The organism is Patulibacter brassicae (assembly GCF_033949425.1).
Lineage (GTDB): Bacteria > Actinomycetota > Thermoleophilia > Solirubrobacterales > Solirubrobacteraceae > Patulibacter > Patulibacter brassicae.
The window spans coordinates 32,258-48,504 of sequence record NZ_JAXAVX010000007.1; the positions used below are offsets into that span (position 1 = coordinate 32,258).

The 16,247-nt window shown below is 75.2% G+C and carries 13 protein-coding genes; 2 read left to right on the forward strand and 11 right to left on the reverse strand.

The window, feature by feature from the left end; translation table 11 throughout:
* Positions 1–83: 83 nt before the first annotated feature.
* The 9 genes from SK069_RS13500 to SK069_RS13540 form a co-directional block, all read right to left on the reverse strand.
* Positions 84–1,079 carry an ABC transporter ATP-binding protein gene (locus tag SK069_RS13500; protein WP_319954769.1) on the reverse strand — a complete coding sequence of 332 codons (996 nt, stop codon included), beginning with the start codon at positions 1,077–1,079 and terminating at the stop codon, positions 84–86.
* The gene (locus SK069_RS13505; RefSeq protein ID WP_319954770.1) at positions 1,076–2,203 is read right to left on the reverse strand and encodes an ABC transporter ATP-binding protein; all 1,128 of its coding nucleotides are present in this window, start codon (positions 2,201–2,203) and stop codon (positions 1,076–1,078) included. The genes SK069_RS13500 and SK069_RS13505 overlap by 4 nt, the downstream gene beginning before the upstream one ends.
* A complete protein-coding gene (locus SK069_RS13510) occupies positions 2,200–3,159 on the reverse strand; it encodes an ABC transporter permease (RefSeq protein WP_319954771.1) in 960 nt (319 codons plus the stop codon). The genes SK069_RS13505 and SK069_RS13510 overlap by 4 nt, the downstream gene beginning before the upstream one ends.
* Before the next feature lie 108 nt (positions 3,160–3,267).
* Positions 3,268–5,082, reverse strand: a complete 1,815-nt coding sequence (locus tag SK069_RS13515; RefSeq protein WP_319954772.1) for an ABC transporter substrate-binding protein — start codon at positions 5,080–5,082, stop codon at positions 3,268–3,270.
* Positions 5,083–5,166: 84 nt separating this feature from the next.
* Positions 5,167–6,150, reverse strand: a complete 984-nt coding sequence (locus tag SK069_RS13520) for an ABC transporter permease (RefSeq protein WP_319954773.1) — start codon at positions 6,148–6,150, stop codon at positions 5,167–5,169.
* Between the two features lie 280 nt (positions 6,151–6,430).
* A complete protein-coding gene (gene dtd / locus SK069_RS13525) occupies positions 6,431–6,865 on the reverse strand; it encodes a D-aminoacyl-tRNA deacylase (protein WP_319954774.1) in 435 nt (144 codons plus the stop codon).
* A gap of 68 nt (positions 6,866–6,933) precedes the next feature.
* A complete protein-coding gene (locus tag SK069_RS13530; RefSeq protein WP_319954775.1) occupies positions 6,934–7,857 on the reverse strand; it encodes an AEC family transporter in 924 nt (307 codons plus the stop codon).
* Positions 7,854–8,336: a GNAT family N-acetyltransferase gene (locus tag SK069_RS13535; protein WP_319954776.1), complete on the reverse strand. Its 483-nt coding sequence runs from the start codon at positions 8,334–8,336 to the stop codon at positions 7,854–7,856. The genes SK069_RS13530 and SK069_RS13535 overlap by 4 nt, the downstream gene beginning before the upstream one ends.
* 58 nt (positions 8,337–8,394) lie before the next feature.
* On the reverse strand, positions 8,395–8,988 hold the full coding sequence (locus SK069_RS13540) for a TlpA family protein disulfide reductase (protein ID WP_319954777.1): 594 nt from the start codon (positions 8,986–8,988) through the stop codon (positions 8,395–8,397).
* A 220-nt stretch (positions 8,989–9,208) separates the two neighbouring features.
* On the opposite strand from SK069_RS13540, the gene SK069_RS13545 reads away from it, so the two are divergent.
* Positions 9,209–13,408 (forward strand): DEAD/DEAH box helicase family protein, encoded by a 4,200-nt coding sequence (locus SK069_RS13545; RefSeq protein ID WP_319954778.1) that lies wholly within the window; start codon positions 9,209–9,211, stop codon positions 13,406–13,408.
* Positions 13,409–13,509: 101 nt separating this feature from the next.
* On the opposite strand, the gene SK069_RS13550 is transcribed toward SK069_RS13545, so the two are convergent.
* Positions 13,510–14,271, reverse strand: a complete 762-nt coding sequence (locus tag SK069_RS13550) for a biotin--[acetyl-CoA-carboxylase] ligase (RefSeq protein WP_319954779.1) — start codon at positions 14,269–14,271, stop codon at positions 13,510–13,512.
* Between the two features lie 598 nt (positions 14,272–14,869).
* Between SK069_RS13550 and SK069_RS13555 the strand changes: the two genes are divergently transcribed.
* On the forward strand, positions 14,870–15,337 hold the full coding sequence (locus SK069_RS13555; RefSeq protein ID WP_319954780.1) for a hypothetical protein: 468 nt from the start codon (positions 14,870–14,872) through the stop codon (positions 15,335–15,337).
* A gap of 30 nt (positions 15,338–15,367) precedes the next feature.
* Here SK069_RS13555 and SK069_RS13560 read toward each other — a convergent pair whose 3' ends face one another.
* A complete protein-coding gene (locus SK069_RS13560; RefSeq protein WP_319954781.1) occupies positions 15,368–16,177 on the reverse strand; it encodes an SAM hydrolase/SAM-dependent halogenase family protein in 810 nt (269 codons plus the stop codon).
* Between the last annotated feature and the right edge of the window lie 70 nt (positions 16,178–16,247).

The window sequence follows — 16,247 nt, forward strand, 5'->3', positions numbered from 1 at the left end:
GGACCTCCCGAGTCCTCCGGGTCGCACCCGGAGGACCGCCGGGCCCGACGCCCGGCGCCCGGCGCGCCGCGCCCGTCCGAGCGTCAGGCCGGCGGCGCCGAGGCGTCCGTGGACGCGCCCGCGCGGGCCCGCAGGCGCCGGGCGCGCGCGTCCGGGTCCGGCACCGGCACCGCGTCCAGCAGCCGCCGGGTGTACGGGTGGCCGGGCTGGGCGTAGAGCTCCTCGGAGGTCGCCAGCTCGACGATCTCGCCGGCGAACATCACGGCGATCCGGTCGCACATGTAGCGCACGACCGAGAGGTCGTGGGCGATGAAGAGCAGCGACAGCCCGAGGTCGCGCTGCAGCCGGCGCAGGAGGTTGAGGATCTGCGCCTGGATCGACACGTCGAGCGCGGAGACCGGCTCGTCGGCGATGAGGAGCTTCGGCTCGAGCGCGATCGCGCGAGCGATCCCGATCCGCTGTCGCTGCCCGCCGGAGAACTCGTGCGGCAGGCGGTTGTAGTGCTCGGGGTTCAGCCCGACGAGGTCCATGAGCTCCTGGACCCGCCGCTTGCGCTCGCCCTGGCCGGTCGCCAGCCCGTGGATGTCCAGCGGCGCGCCGATGATCGAGCCGACCGTGTGGCGCGGGTTCAGCGACGAGTACGGGTCCTGGAAGACCATCTGCACGTCGCGGCGGAACGGCCCGAGCTCGCCGCGCCGCAGCGGCGCGACGTCCCGGCCGTCGAAGGCGATCGAGCCCGACGTCGGGTCGATGAGCCGGCAGATCATCCGCGCGGTCGTCGACTTGCCGCAGCCCGACTCGCCGACGAGGCCGAACGTCTCGCCGCGGCGGACGTCGAAGCTCACGCCCCGCACCGCGCGCACCGCGTCGACGCGGCGGCGCACGAGCAGGCCCTTCGTGATCGGGAACTCCTTCACGAGCTCGCGGACCTCGAGGATGTTGTCACCCTCGCCGAGCGTGTCGCGGCGGACCGCGGGCGTCGCCGCGACCGCGGCCGCCTGGGGGTCCTCGACCGTCGGCTGCAGGCCGTCGATCGCGGCCTCCGCCTGCGGGTTCAGCGACGGATCCTGCGTGCTCATGCCGCCTCCTCCCCGGTCCCGGCGGTGATCCCGGCGGCCTCGGCCGCCTCGCGCGGGGTGCCCCCGGCGGCCAGCACGCCCCAGATGGTCTCGCGGCGCTCCGGCGGCATCGTGCAGCGCAGCCAGTGCTCCGGCGCCCCGTCGGCCTGCCCCAGCGGCGGCATCCCGGGCCGGCAGCACCCGGCGGCGTACGGGCAGCGCGCCCGGAAGTGGCAGTCGTCCGGCAGCCCGATGAGGCTCGGCGGGCGGCCGTCGACCGGCACGAGCTCGACGTCGCGCGGCTGGTCGAGCCGCGGGATCGACCGCAGCAGGCCCCACGTGTAGGGGTGGCGCGGCATCGCGAAGAGGTCGTGGACGGGGGCGCGCTCGACGATCTGCCCGGCGTACATCACCGCGATGTCGTCGGCGGTCTCCGCCACGACGCCGAGGTCGTGGGTGATCATCACCACGGCGGTCCCGAGCTCGCGCTGGAGCCGGTCGATGAGCTCGAGGATCTGGGCCTGCACGGTGACGTCCAGGGCGGTCGTCGGCTCGTCGGCGATGAGGAGCTTCGGGTCGTTGCAGAGCGCCATCGCGATCATCACGCGCTGGCGCATGCCACCGGAGAACTCGTGCGGGTAGGAGTCCGCGCGGCGGTCGGGGTCGGGGATCCCGACGAGGCCGAGCATCTCCACCGCCCGCGCGCGGGCCTGCTTGCGGGTGACGTCGTTGTGCGCGCGGACCGCCTCGATGATCTGGTCGCCGACGCGGTAGAAGGGGTGCAGGGACGACAGCGGGTCCTGGAAGATCATCGCGATCTCGTTGCCGCGGATCCGCCGCAGCTCCTCGGCCCCGAGGGTCGTGAGGTCGCGACCCTGGAAGAGCACGCGACCGGTGATCGTCGCCGCGGACGAGCGCGTCAGCCCCATGACGGTGAGGCTCGAGACGGACTTGCCCGACCCGGACTCGCCGACGATGCCGAGCGTCCGGCCCTGCTCGACGTCGTAGGACACCCGGTCGACGGCCTGGACGACGCCGTCCTCGGAGCGGAAGGCGACGGAGAGGTCCTCGACGCGCAGCAGCGGCGTCGGGCCCTCGGCCTCGGCGGGGGGCAGGTCCCGGGGGGTCTCCTGGGGGTCGCTCATTCGTACTTCACCCGCGGGTCGATGACGGCGTAGAGGAGGTCGACGATCAGCGCCGAGATGCAGACGAAGAAGGCGAGGAAGAGGACGGTCGCCTGGATCGTCGCCACGTCGCCGCGCTGGATCGCGTCGAAGGACAGCCGGCCGAGGCCGGGGATGTTGAAGACGGACTCCGTGAGGATCGCGTTGCCGCCGATGAGGAAGCCGACGTCGACGCCCAGGGCCGTGACGATCGGCGTGATCGCGGCGCGCGCGCCGTGGCGGGCGACGACCCGCCGCTCGGTCAGGCCCTTCGCGCGCGCGGTCCGGATGTAGTCCTCGCTCATCGTCTCGAGCATGCTCGAGCGCAGCAGGCGGGCGTAGATGGCGGAGAACGCGGCCGCGAGGACCATCCACGGCAGGACCATCGCCCACGCGCGGTCGAGGACGTTCGAGGCGTCGGCGTAGGAGCCGGCCCCGGGGAAGACCTTGAACTGGCCGATGTCGCTGGCGAAGAGGTAGAGCGCGACGAGGCCCAGCCAGTAGACCGGGGCCGAGATCGCCACGAGCGCGCCGCCCATCGCCAGGCGGTCGGGGATCGATCCGCGCCGCAGCGCCGAGATCGTCCCGACGACGGCGGCCACGGCGAGCCAGAGGATCGCGGCCCCGACGACGAGCCAGACCGTCGCGCCGAGCGCGTCGAGCAGCAGGGGGCGGAGCTCGGCGTCGGAGATGTAGGAGCGACCGAAGTCGAAGTGCGCGGCGTTCCAGAGGAAGTCGCCGAGCTGCTGGTACCACGGGTTGTCGAGCCCGAGCGACTCGCGGATCGCGTCGAGACGGTCCTGCGTCGGGGCCTTGCCGGCCCGGGCGCGCACGGGGTCGCCGGACGGCAGGACGCGGAACAGGACGTACGCCACCGTCGTGATGACGACGAGCGTCACCACGGTCCAGAGCAGGCGTCGGATGATGTATCGGGCCACGGGAGAGGGTGCGATCCGTCGGGGAAGGGGAGGTCGGGTGGAGCGGGCCGCCCCCGCCGCCCCCGCCGGCGCGCGGCCGGGGGCGAGGGGCGGCGGGTGCTCCGGCAGCTACTTCAGGGACGTGAAGTTCAGGTCCCAGAGGCTGTTGAACGAGCTCGGGACGCCGATGACGTCCTTCGAGCGCACGACCGTCGTCTTGTCGGCGACGAACGGCACGACCGGGGCCGCCTCCACGACCGCCTTGTCGACCGCGGCCCAGTCCTTCAGGCGCTCCTCGCCCGACGTCGGCAGCGCCTTGTCGATGGCGGCGTCGACCTTCGGGTCCTTCAGGTAGGACAGGTTGTAGGAGACCTGGCCCTTCTCCTTCGGGATCGCGCCGCCCCAGAACGGCACCTGCAGCAGCGTCGACGGGTCGTTGAAGTCCTTGAACCAGCCGGCGGTGCCGCAGATCGCGACCTTCTTGGACTGCTGACCGCACCACTCGTTGTAGACGGCGTCCTGCGGGACGAGGCGCAGGCGGACGTTGAAGCCCATCCGCTTGTACTCGTTCGCGGCCACCTGCGCGGCGGCCTTGCCCGGATCGGCGTTCGCGCCGACCATCAGCAGGGACTCCTTGCCCTCGTACTTGCCCGAGGCGTAGCCGGCCTTCTTGAAGTACTGCGCCGAGAGCTCGGCGTTGCCCTTCGGGAAGTTCATGAAGTCGACGCCGAAGCCCTTCTCGCCGCCGGCCTCCTCGTAGCCCGGGAAGCCCTCGGTGAGGAAGTGGGTCGGGATCGGCCCGACGAACCGGCCGCCGCGCGCCTTGCGGGCCGCGTCGCGGTTGAAGCCGGCGACGACCGCGCGACGGACGTCCGGGTTGTCGAACGGCTTGATGTTCGTGTTCATCGCGAAGTAGCGGAAGCCGCCCGACGGGGTCTGGGCGTACTGGTCCTTGGTCCGCGTCGCGAGCTGCTCGAGGATGTTCGCCGGCGGGTTCGTGTCGAGCAGGAGGTGGCTGCCGTCGATGACCTGCCGCGCGGCGACGGTGCCGTCGGAGACGTCCGTCTTGATGTTCCACTGGTCGACGTAGGCGGGCCGGAAGTCCGTCTTCGCGTCCCAGTTCGGGTTGCGCACGAGGGTGATCCGCTTCGTCTTCACCCAGCCGATCCCGTCGACCTTGCCCGCGGCGTTGTTCTTCACCATGTACGGGCCGGTGCCGACGAGGTTGTCCTGGTACGTCGACGGGTTGCTCTTGTCGAACTTCGACGCGTACTCGCGCGGCACCGGGGCGGTGTAGGGCAGCACCATCGACTGGATGAACTGCGCGGCGTAGGGCTTCGTGAGCTTGAAGACGAGCGTGTGGTCGTCCGGCGTCTCGATGCCCTTGATGTCCGGCGTCGAGCCCTGGAGGTCCGAGGGGGCGCCCTCGATGAAGTCGAAGTAGTTCGTGTAGCCGCCCGGCGAGCTCTTCGTGAAGAGGCGCTCGATGGCGTACTTGAAGTCGTCGGCCTTGATCTCGCGGTCGACGGGCGGCGAGAACTTCACGCCGCGCTTGAGCTTCACGGTGACCGTGCGGTTGTCGGCGGAGGCCTCCGGCACCGCCTCGGCGAGGTCGGGGATGACCTCCTTGGCGTTGTTCGGCTGGAAGTAGAGGAGCCGCCGCTGCGTCGCCTCCGCCACGAGGAAGCCGAACTGGTAGTAGCTCTGGCCCGGGTCCATGTAGTCGACGTCGGACGCCGAGAGCATGGTGCCCACGCCGCCGCGCTTGCCCTTCGGCGGCGTCTGGCTCGGGTCGTAGGCGCCTGGGGCGATGGCGGAGCCGCTGCCGCCGCCGGAGCCGGAGCTCGACGAGGAGCCGGAGTCGTCGTCGCCGCAGGCCGTGAGGCCGGCGGCGCCGACGGTGACGGCCGCGATCGCGAGTGGCACGCTGAGGATGCGTCGCATCGACGTGTCCTTTCTGTCCTGGGGGTGTCGGGGGAACGAGGGGCCCGACGACGCGACCGCCGCCGGACGAGGGTCAAGCGGGGATCAGCCCTTGCTCGTGCGGGGGTTGATCGCGTCCTGGAAGCCGTCCCCGAGGATGTTGAACGCGAGGACGGTGAAGAGCAGGGCGAGGCCGGGGAACAACATGAACCACCAGGCCGTCTCGAAGATCTTGATCGCGTCGGAGATCATCGCCCCCCAGCTCGGCGTGCTCGGGTCCACGCCGACGCCGAGGAACGACAGCGCCGCCTCGGCGAGGATGTTCTGGGGGATGAGGACCGTCGCGTAGACGATCAGGGGCGCCGTGAGGTTCGGCAGGATCTCGCGAAAGATGATCCGGCGGTCGCGGGCGCCGAGCGACCGCGCCGCCTCGACGAACTCCTTCTCGCGCAGCGACAGCACCTGGCCGCGGACGAGCCGGGCGACGTACGGCCAGGACGTCAGCGAGATGACGATGACGACGACCCAGAGCCCGGGCTGCAGCGTGACCGGCCCGATCTCGCAGCCGTCGGCGCAGGCCACGGAGAGCCCGATGCCGAGGAGGATCGTCGGGAAGGCGAGCGTCATCTCGGTGACGCGGCTGATGAACGCGTCGAGCTTGCCGCGGTAGAAGCCCGCCAGCAGCCCGAGGACGGTGCCGATGGTCATCGTCACCGCGGTCGCCACGAGGGCGACGAGCATCGAGACGCGGGCGCCGTAGAGGACGCGCGAGAGGACGTCGCGGCCGCGGTCGTCGACGCCGAACGGATGCGCGCCGGACGGCCCGACGGGCGAGCCGAAGTCGTTCAGGGCGTCGTCGTTCTGGAAGTTCGGGTCCGGCAGCCCGAAGAGCTTCACGATGACCGGCGCGAGGATCGCGATCAGGACGACGACCGCGATGAACCCGAGGGCGACGATCGCCACCCGGTCGCGCTTCAGCCGGCCCCAGAAGAGCTGGGCCGGCGAGCGCGCGGCGATCGGCGCCGCGGAGGCGTCGGCGTCGGGAAGGGGCGGTTCGGGGCCTGGCTCGGCCGCGATCGTCGTGCTCATCGGGGGATCGGGACCTCGGGGGAGGAGGCGACTCGGCGGGTGCTCAGGGGCGGCCGGTGAGCGGTCGGGCCGCTCATCGGGCGACTCTACCGCCGCCCCGTTCGTCGGTGAGGTTTCTTGACCAAGAACGTCCGGCGACGATTGTCCGGGCGGACAACGGCGTCGCCGCCGGGGCTGTGCCACGCGTGCGGGGTCGTTCCCCGGCGGGGCCCCGGTCCGGTCCGCCGGACGGCCCCGGCGGGGGGCCATCGCGCCCGTCCGGGCGGGCCGCGCGCGGCGCTCAGCGCGGGTCGCGCTCGACGAGCAGCGTCACCGGCCCGTCGTTCACCGACCGGACCGCCATGTCGGCGCCGAAGATCCCGCGCTGCGCGCCGAGCCGCGCGCAGAAGCGCTCGTAGAGCGGCTCGGCCTCCGGCCCCGGCGCCGCGCGCGACCACGAGGGACGGGTGCCCTTGCGGGTGTCGCCGTAGAGCGTGAACTGACTGACGCAGAGGATCCCGCGCGCCGGGTCGGCCCCCACCGGGTCCTCCATCCGCCCGTCCGGGCCGGCGAAGAGCCGCAGCGCGGCGACCTTGTCGGCGATCCAGTCGCAGGTCGCCTCGTCGTCGCCGCGCGCGACGCCGAGCAGGACGAGCAGCCCCGGCCCGATCGCCCCGACGACCGCGCCGTCGACGACGACGGAGGCCTCGCTCACCCGCTGCACCAGCGCACGCATCGCGTCGAGCGTCGCAGCTCGCGACGGGCCGCGGCCGCCGGACGGGCCCCTGCCGGCGGTCCGTGCGATCAGAGCGCGGTCGCCACGAGCGCGCCGACGGTGACGATCGCGGTCGTCCAGACGATCGCGCCCGCGATCGGGCGCAGGTCGAGCCCGAACCGGTGCGCGACGAGCATCCCGTTGAGGCCCGTCGGCGCGACGGCCTGCAGGAGCATCCCGTCGGGGAGGTCCAGCAGCGCCGCCGACGCGCCGACGACGATCGCGGGCGCGACGAGCAGGCGCAGCACGATCACGACGACGATCGGCCGCGTCAGCGGGGGCGGCAGCACGGGCACGCCGTCCTCCGCCTCGCGGCCGAGCTGGATCCCGACGACGAGGAAGCCGACCGGCAGCAGCGCGACGACGATCACGCGCGCGACGTCGGCGGCCCACTCCGGCGCGTCCCACGGCACGGCGAGGCCGAGGATCGCCGCCCACAGCAGCGGGTTGCGCAGGAACGCGCCGAGCCGGCTCTCGCCGTCGGCCCCGGCGCCGACGTCCGGGCTGCACGCGGCGCCGACCGCGAACGCGATCCCGAAGAACATCGGGCCCGAGACGAAGCTGTCCCACGCGATCGCCGGGCCGAGCGCGTCGTGCCCGAGCACCGCCTGGCTGAACGGCAGGCCGAAGTACCCGGTGTTCGCGAGGATCACCGCCAGCACGACGCCGCCGACGGTCGCGCGCGGCAGGCGCAGCCAGCGCTCGGCGGCGAGCCAGGCCAGCACGCCGACGATCCCCAGCACGACGTACGCCGCGGCGATGCCGCTCAGCAGCGTCGCGTCGAGGTGCAGCCGGGAGACGAGGACGAGGTAGACCGGCGGGAGGACCCAGAGCAGCATGAGCCGCATCGCGCCCTGCGAGGCGGCGACCGCGCCCTCGTGCCAGCGCCGCTCGGCGAGGAGCCCGCCGCCGACGGCGAGCACCATCGTCACGACGAGCAGCGGCAGGCTCACCGGCGGGCGGCGCGCCGTGGCCGCCGCGGCACGACCTCGCGCGCCATCCACACGTGGGGGATGTCCGTCCCGGGCTCGTCGAACGGCTCGCTCGTCCGTCGGTAGCCGGCGCGCTCGTAGAGCGACGCCGCGGAGAGCTGGGCCGCGAGCCGCAGCTCCTCCGCCCGGACGTCCTGCGCGTACTCGACCGCCCGGTCCAGCAGCGCCGACGCGATCCCGCGGCCGCGGTACGCGGCGTCGACCGCGACCCGCCCGACCTTCACCGTCGTGCCGCGCACGATGAGCCGGATGGTGCCGACGACCCGGCCGTCCGGCGCGACGGCGATCCCGTGCCGCGCCACGGCGTCCTGGTCGTCGACCTCGAGCTCGCGCGGCACGCCCTGCTCGTCGCAGAACACGCGGATGCGCAGCTCCTGGGCCTGGCGCAGCTCGGCGGCCTGGGTGACCCAGCGCAGCGTCACGGGGCGGTCGTCGGTCATCGAGTCCTCGGGCGGGGGTGCACCGGCGGGGAACCGGCGGGACGGGGCGGGCACGCCGTCAGCCGGCGGCGCGCCCGTAGCGCCGCAGGTCCCCGACCAGGTCCTCGTAGGTCCGGTAGGAGCCCTGCTTCACCTGCACGATACGCCCGTCGGGATCGAGGAAGATCGTCGACGGGGTGCTGACGGCCCCGGCGCCGAGCGCGACGGCGAGCCGGCCCTCCGGGTCCTGGAGGTGCGGGTACGCCGTCGGCTGCCGGCGGAGGAAGGCGCGCGCCTTCCCCGGCTGATCGCGGACGTCGACGCCGAGGAACGCGATCCGCGCGCCGTGCTCGGCGACCGCGCGCCGCAGCAGCGGGAACTCGGCGCGGCAGGGCCCGCACCACGCGCCCCAGAGGTTCAGCACGACCGGGTGCCCGCGCAGCCGGCGCAGCACCGCACGGGCCCGGCGCTCGCCGGCCGGCAGGAGCGCCGGGCCGTCGGCGTAGAGCGACCGCAGCGCGGGCGGGGCGCCGGCGAGGCGCCGCGCGACCTCCGCCCGGTCCGGGACGGCGGTGGCGTCGGGCCCGCCGCCGTCGCTCTGCAGCAGGCCGACGACGAGGACGACCGCGACGGCGAGCACCGCCAGGGCGACGAGCGGACGGCTCCAGCGCACCCGTGGAGTGTCGCCGATCGTGGCGGGACGCCGTCCTACCCCGGACGGACGAGGGCCGGGCGCCTGCGGCCGGGGCGTCCGGTACTCTCTGGCGTGCCTGTACGGGCGGGGTCCAGTCGATTCCCCGGTCACCGCCCGCTGGTGCCCCTCCCGCTGTCGATCGCGCTCCCTGCGTGGATCGGCCGGCATCGGGTCCTCTCGCATTCCCATCGAGCCGCGCATGGCGAACCATCCGTCGGTGGCCACGGAGGCCACGCCCGTTCCGTCCCGCGACGTCCCGTCGCACGAGGACGTGCTGCGCGTCGCCGCGTTCACGCACGAGCCGTTCGTCTGCGACGACGAGGTCGCCGCCGAGGTCCTCGCCCCGGGCACGATGCGGCGCGTCGCCTTCGACCTGGCGCTGGCGGAGCTCGAGGCGGGCGCCGCGGAGCCGAGCCAGAAGTGGCGGCGCCGCTGGTCGATGCTCCTGGGCCTCGACCGGACGCTGCACCACGACGAGCCCGCGCTCGCCGACGGCACGACGCTCAACCCGCACCAGGTCGACGCGCTCTCGGGCACGTACGCCGCGCTCCTGGCCGACGCCCAGCGGCGCGCCCGCGGCGGCGGCGACGAGGACGACGAGCTCGTCCTCTCGTTCGAGGAGCCACCCGCCCCCGAGCCGGAGGAGGAGCCCGCCCCGAAGGCGGCCGAGGTCCCGGCGGAGGAGGACGAGGACGAGGACGACGACCGCGACGAGGACCCGCCGGACGCCGAGGAGGAGCTCGAGGAGCTGCCCGAGCTCGACGCCGCCACCGCGGCGAAGCTCGACTCGGCCTACGACGACGAGGGCGAGGAGGACGTCGACGAGGACATCGACCAGCTCGCCCTCGACGACCCGAACGCCCACAAGCGCTTCTGGTTCGAGCACGCGACGGGCGCCGGCAAGACCGTCGCCGCGATGGGCTTCGTGGAGAGCTGCCGCTCGGGCGGCATCCTCATCCTCACCCACCGCCGCAACCTCGTCGACCAGTTCATCGCCGAGCTGCGCGACCGCGGCTACGGCGACCGGCTCTCCAAGCCGCTGCTCGGCGACGCCGACGACGCGCACGGCCCGGTCACGATCGAGACGTACCAGTGGTTCGTCCGCAACGCCGGCCAGATCTCGGGCGCCTACACCGTCGTCATCTGCGACGAGGCCCACACCGCGCTCGGCGACAAGACCTCCGCGGCGATCCGCGCGTGGACGGGTCCGATCTTCATCGGCATGACGGCGACCGGCGCGCTCATCGCCCGCCACGTCACCGACCTCTTCCCGACCCAGACCTCGCGCTTCGACCTCGCGCAGGCCGCCCGTCGCGGCGTCATCGCGCCGCTGCGCGCGCTGCGGATCCCGCCGGGACCGGGCGTGCGCACGATCGCCAAGGTGCCGCTGCGCAAGGGCGAGGTCGACATGGAGTTCGACCAGGACGAGCTGGCCAAGCTCCTCGACCAGGTCCCGTTCAACCTCGCGATCGCCGACCTCTACCGGACGCGGTTCCGCAACGCCCCGGGCGTCGTCTACGCCGCCGGCGTCCAGCACGCCTACAACGTGGCCGAGAGCTTCCGCGCCGCCGGCATGAAGGCCGAGGCCGTCTCCGGCGAGACGAACAAGCGCGAGCTCGCGAAGATCCTCGCCCAGTACGAGGCGGGCGAGATCGACGTCCTCGTCAACGCCCAGCTGCTCGCCGAGGGCTGGAACTCCCCGCGCGCCACGGTCTGCATGCACCTGGCGCCGACGGCGTCCAAGCGCATCTACCAGCAGCGCGTGGGCCGCGTGACCCGCCGCCAGCCGGGCAAGGAGGCGGGCGTCGTCGTCGACTTCGTCCACCCCGCGACGACGCACGACGACCCCGTCGTGACGCTCCACTCGCTGCTGGACCGCGACGTCTACCGCGGCGGCGCGATCGTCGTCGGTCCCGTCCGCCGCGGCCGCGGCCGGCGGGTGAAGGTCGAGCGGCGCGTGCTGCCGGTGACCCCGGACATCGAGCGCCGCCGGCAGGTCTTCGAGCGCGAGCTCTGGCGGATCGCCGTCGAGCAGCTCGACTGGGGCGAGCAGCGCGTCTGGGCCGCGCTGGCGGGGGCGAAGGCGTCGCCGACGAACTGGCGCCGCGCGCGGGCGATGCTGAACTTCGACCGCTCCGGCGAGCTGCGCCGGCAGTTCCTCGTCACCGCGCTGGAGCGCAACCGCAACCCGCAGCTGCGGCTGCGCGCGGTGCAGGAGATCGCGACGCTGAAGGAGGCCGAGCCCTTCGACACCGCGATCGACCAGGTCGGCCAGTGGCCGCGGGACGAGCGGCGCGAGGCGTCGCGGATCCTCCTGCAGGCGATGGCCGACCGCCGGATCGGCCGCCGCGACCAGGCGACCGCCTGGATCTGGCGCCTGGCGGAGTGGACGCGCGACCTCCACGAGGAGTACGCCGCCCAGCGCTGGCCCGCGACGAAGCACCTGCTCGGCCTGCTCGTGAACTCCTCGGGCGCCGCGCACGCGCGCAACGCCCGGCGCCTCGTGCACGCCGCCCGCCAGCACGACCGCCGGCTGCAGGCCGCGCTGCTGGCCGCCGCCGTGGCCCACACGCCGGAGGCCGAGGAGGTCCTGCGCGAGGCGCGCACCCGCCTGGCGCGCAAGCCCGGCGCCCTCTCCCGCGACCTCCTGAAGGACTTCCCGAAGGGCAAGAAGCGCAAGAAGCGCCCGCGCAAGAAGAAGGGCGGCGGCGAGGGCGCCGAGGCGACGACCGAGGCCGTCGCCACCGGCGCGGAGGCGGCGACCGGCGAGGGGACGGCGGACGCGACGGCCTCCGAGACCACCGCGACCGCCGAGCCCGGGCAGGGCAAGCGACGCCGACGCCGACGCCGTGGCGGCGGGGGTGGAGCCGCCTCCGGCGCGTCGGCCGACGCGACCGCGACCGCCGAGGCCGGCGGGGACGCGCCGACCGCCGGCGAGGACCGCGCCGTCGGCGATCCGTCGCCGGGTCGCGCCGCGCCGGTCGCCGCGGACGGCGCGCCCGGCGACGACGCCGCGTCGGCGGTCCGCGCGGACGCGGTCTCGGCGTCGGACGCTGCGCAGCCGGGCACGAGCGTCGACGGTGCCCCGGCGCGCCGGACCCGGCGCGGCGCCGCGTCGGGGTCGCCCAGGACCTCTACGGACGAGGTCGCCTCCGACGGTCGCGTGGCGACCTCGGACGTCGACGCCGCGCCGAAGCGCCCGAGCCGCGCCCGCGCGGCCGCCGTCGAGGCGCCCTCCGAGGCGAGCGCCGGCCCCGACGACCGCCCGCCGCGTCGGACGCGTGCCCGCCGCGCCGCCGCCGAGACGGACGCGTCGTCCGCGGACGCCACGACGGCCGAGGACGCCGGCGCGACGGGCGACGACCAGGCGGCGACGCGCGCCCGCGCGGTCGCCCCCGAGACGGCATCCGACGAGGCCCCGAAGCCCAAGCGCACCAGCCGCACGCGCAAGGCGGCCGTCGAGGCCCCCGCTGAGGCGAGCGCCGGTCCCGACGACGCGCCGCCGCGACGCACGCGACGCGCTGCGAGCGCGACGTCGACCGCCGACGACACCGCGAGCGCGGGCGAGGACGCCGCGGCGCCGAAGGGCCGGGCGACGCGCTCCCGGAAGGCCGCCACCGCTGACGAGGACGCGGCGCCGAAGGGCCGGGCGACGCGTGCCCGGAAGGCCGCGACCGCCGCCGCGGACGACGAGGCGGCGCCGAAGGCCGCGCGCACCCCGCGGACCCGCAAGGCGGCGACCCCCGACCCCGACGGGACGGACGACGCCCCGCCGAAGCGCACCCGCACCCGGAAGGCCGCCGCCGACGCGACGGCGACCGCCGACGCGACCGCGCCGAAGCGCGCGACCCGCACCCGCAGGGCCACCGCCGCGGCCTCCGACGCCGACGACGACGCCCCGGCGAAGCGCCCGCGCAGGACCGCCGCTGCACCGGACGCCGACGACGCATCGCCTGCCCCGCGGTCCCGTACCCGGACCGCGGGCGCCGCGGCCTCCGAGGCCGGCGACGAGGCCGCCGCGCCGAAGCGCGCGACCCGCACCCGCAAGGTCGCCGCCGCGGATGCGCCGGCCGCGGCGAGCGCCGCACCCGACGACGCCCCGCCGAAGCGCACCCGCGCCCGCAAGGCGACGGCCGACGGGCCCGCATCGGGCGACGAGACCGCCGCGCCGAAGCGCGCGGCCCGCACCCGCAAGACGACCTCGGCCGAGGACGACGCGCCGGCACCGAAGCGCGCCACCCGCACCCGCAAGACGGCCTCGACGGAGGACGACGCGCCGGCACCGAAGCGCGCCACCCGGGCGCGCAAGGCCCCGGCGACGGACGCCGATGCGCCGAGCGCCGAGGGCGACGCCCCCGCCGGCCGGCCCCGCAAGGCGCCGGCGTCCAAGGTGGCCTGAAGCCGGTCCGGGGCGCGGGGCCCCCGCGGATCGCCACCCGCCGCTCGGCGTTCCGTCCGCGGTGGAGCGGCCGCCGGACGACGACGTCCCCGACGACGGGGTCAGGCGCCGACGGCGAGGTGGACCTCGCCCGCGTCGACGGTGACGACCGACCCGTCGCCCCGCACGATGCGCAGGCGCCCGTCGGCGTCGACCCCGTCGGCGCGCCCGTGGTCGGCGGAACCGTCGAGGGCGGTCCAGCGGACGTCGCGACCGCGGAGCGCGTCGCGCTCGGCCCAGCGCTGCAGCAGGTCGTCGGGCGCCAGCGCGAGCGCCTCGTCGAGGCGATGCGCGAGGGCGTCGAGCACCGCGTCGCGCTCGCCGGCCGTCCGACCGAGGGTCGCCGCGCGGCGCGCGACGTCCTCGGGGAGGGCCGCGAGGTCGATCGCGACGTTCAGGCCGATGCCGACGATCGCCCAGTCCTCCGCCGGGCGCCCCTCGGCGAGGATCCCGGCGAGCTTGCGCAGCCCGTCCCCGGCCGGCGGCGCGTCCGGGCGGTCGCGACCGACGAGCACGACGTCGTTGGGCCACTTGAGCTGCGCCGCCGGCCCGACGACGTCCGCGACCGCGACGCCGGCCGCGAGCGGCAGCAGGCCGGGACGGTCGAGACCGCGCAGCAGGAACGAGGCCGTCAGGCCCTGACCGCGCGGCGCGGTCCATGCGCGCCCCTGCCGGCCGCGGCCGGCGGTCTGCGACTCGGCCGTGACCGTCGTCCCGTGCGGTGCCCCCTCCTGCGCGAGCCGCCGGGCCTCGTCGTTCGTCGAGCCGAGCTCGTCGTGGTGGTGGCGGACCCAGCCGGGGCCGATCGTCGTCTGCTCGCTCATCCGCTGCCTCGGTCGTGGGACGCCGATCCTCCCACGTCCGCACGCGGGGTCGGCGTCGGTTCGCCACGGGGCGCCGAGGCCCGCCTCTTCGGCGCGCCTCCGAATCTCGTAATTTCGATCCGAATTTGACTGGCGCGACGGCGATCGCTAGCTTGGGGGCCGTGGTCGTCGTTCGCCGCCAGACGCTCCCGGGCCGCCGCTCGGTCTCGTCGGGGGTGCGCGCCGCCCGCCGTGATCGATGTTCCTGATCGCACGCGCTCCGCTCTCCCGAGCGCACCGGCCCGAGACGCTCCTCTCCCCGCCGGCCCGCCCACCGCGACCGCCTCGGCGGCGTGGACCGGCGGGCCGGCGGACCGGCCGGAGTCCCCACCGTCGGGCTCCGGCTCCCCGCCCCGCGATCCGCGCGACCCGCGCCCCGTTCGATGACGCACCCCCGCCCCACCACCGTTCCGTCCACCCCGGCCCGCCGCGTCCGCCCGATCCCGCCCGCCGAGGCCGTGGCCCCGTGGCCCGGGACCCGCTCCCGCCGGATCGGCTGGCAGCGCCGCCCGCCGACCGAGGCGCCCCCGCAGCGCGCCGGTGCCCGCCGGGACCGACCGTGAGCGCGCTCGTCACCGCCCCGCGACGCCCCCGCCCCGCCGACCGGCTGCCGCTCTCGGCCTCGGCGCGGCGGGCCCGGCGCCTGGCGCGCGAGGTCCACGGCGACGAGGTCGATGCCGAAGGCCGGCGGGTGATGGCCGTCGTCGAGGCCGTCGCGCAGGGCGTGCCCGAGAGCGCACGGCGCACCGCGTTCGTCCACCGCGCCGTCGGGCGCACGCTGCGCCCGCGGCAGCTCGCGGCGCTGCTGGACCTCGACGACGACGAGCGCGATGCGCTCGCCCTGCTCGTCCGGCGCGCCGGCGAGGACGGGCTCGCGCACGCACGCCGCCTCGTGGCCCAGGAGCCGCGGCCCGCGCGGGAGCTCGCGCTCGTCGTCGCCTACGCGGCGCTCGCCGAGGAGCGCGACCGCCGCCGGCGCGAGGATGCACGCCGGCTCATCCGGGGCACCTGGACGCTGCGGTCCTAGGTCCCGCTGCCGCGCCGACCCCGCGAGACGCTACGGGCGGCGGATGCGCACGGGACCGTCGACCGCGAGGCCCAGGCGCTCGCGGGCCGAGGCGCGGTTGACCGCCACCGCCATCGCCCGGTTCGCGTCCTCGTAGACGATGAGCGTCCCGGGGTCGACGTCGGCGAAGGTCGACGCGTAGACGCCGCGCTCGCCGTTGATCTCGACCGGCTCGCCGAGCTTCAGGCCGACGCCCATCGTCAGCTCCTCGTGCTCGAGGTCGAGCATGACGTTGCCGAAGCGGTCGAAGGCGATCGCGTGGGCCACGACCTCGTCGGCCTCGACCTCGGCGAGCGGCATCGCCTGGATCGTGACGTCGTCGGGGTCCAGCGGCTCGCCGACGTCGTGGAGGTCGAGTCCCGTGGCGAGGCGGGCGGCGATCGGCGCGAAGATGTCGCGTCCGTGGAACGTCGCCGACACCGGCTCCAGCCGGTAGGCGGAGCGGCTGAGGTCCGCGGCCTCGACGATCCCGCCGAAGCGCTGGGCGGCGAGCCAGAGCAGCCCGTTGTCCGGGCCGACGAGCATCCGGTCGTCCTCGGCGACGCGCAGCGCGATCGGCCGGCGGCGGCCCCCGACCTCGGGATCGACGACCGCGAGGTGGACGCCCGGCGGGGCGTACGGCAGCGCGCGCTGGAGCGTGATCGCGCCGAGCCGCACGTCGTAGGACGGGATCCCGTGCGTGAGGTCGATGATCCGGGCCTGCGGCGCGATCCGCGCGATCACCGCGTGGCAGACCCCCACGAACTCGTCATGCAACCCGTAGTCGGACAGGAACGTGACGGTGGGCTGATCGGTCGGCATCGGCGGGGCGGTCGGAGGACGGGGAAGGCGGCGCGCGCAGGACACTACGGCCCGCGTGTGGCGCCCCGCG

Coding starts and splice junctions, on each gene's coding strand:
- SK069_RS13560 (WP_319954781.1), bottom strand. CDS start 16,177: ATGCCGACCGATCAGCCCACCGTCACGTTCCTGTCCGACTACGGGTTG.
- SK069_RS13505 (WP_319954770.1), bottom strand. CDS start 2,203: ATGAGCGACCCCCAGGAGACCCCCCGGGACCTGCCCCCCGCCGAGGCC.
- SK069_RS13515 (WP_319954772.1), bottom strand. CDS start 5,082: ATGCGACGCATCCTCAGCGTGCCACTCGCGATCGCGGCCGTCACCGTC.
- SK069_RS13535 (WP_319954776.1), bottom strand. CDS start 8,336: ATGACCGACGACCGCCCCGTGACGCTGCGCTGGGTCACCCAGGCCGCC.
- SK069_RS13545 (WP_319954778.1), top strand. CDS start 9,209: ATGGCGAACCATCCGTCGGTGGCCACGGAGGCCACGCCCGTTCCGTCC.
- SK069_RS13520 (WP_319954773.1), bottom strand. CDS start 6,150: ATGAGCACGACGATCGCGGCCGAGCCAGGCCCCGAACCGCCCCTTCCC.
- dtd (WP_319954774.1), bottom strand. CDS start 6,865: ATGCGTGCGCTGGTGCAGCGGGTGAGCGAGGCCTCCGTCGTCGTCGAC.
- SK069_RS13550 (WP_319954779.1), bottom strand. CDS start 14,271: ATGAGCGAGCAGACGACGATCGGCCCCGGCTGGGTCCGCCACCACCAC.
- SK069_RS13500 (WP_319954769.1), bottom strand. CDS start 1,079: ATGAGCACGCAGGATCCGTCGCTGAACCCGCAGGCGGAGGCCGCGATC.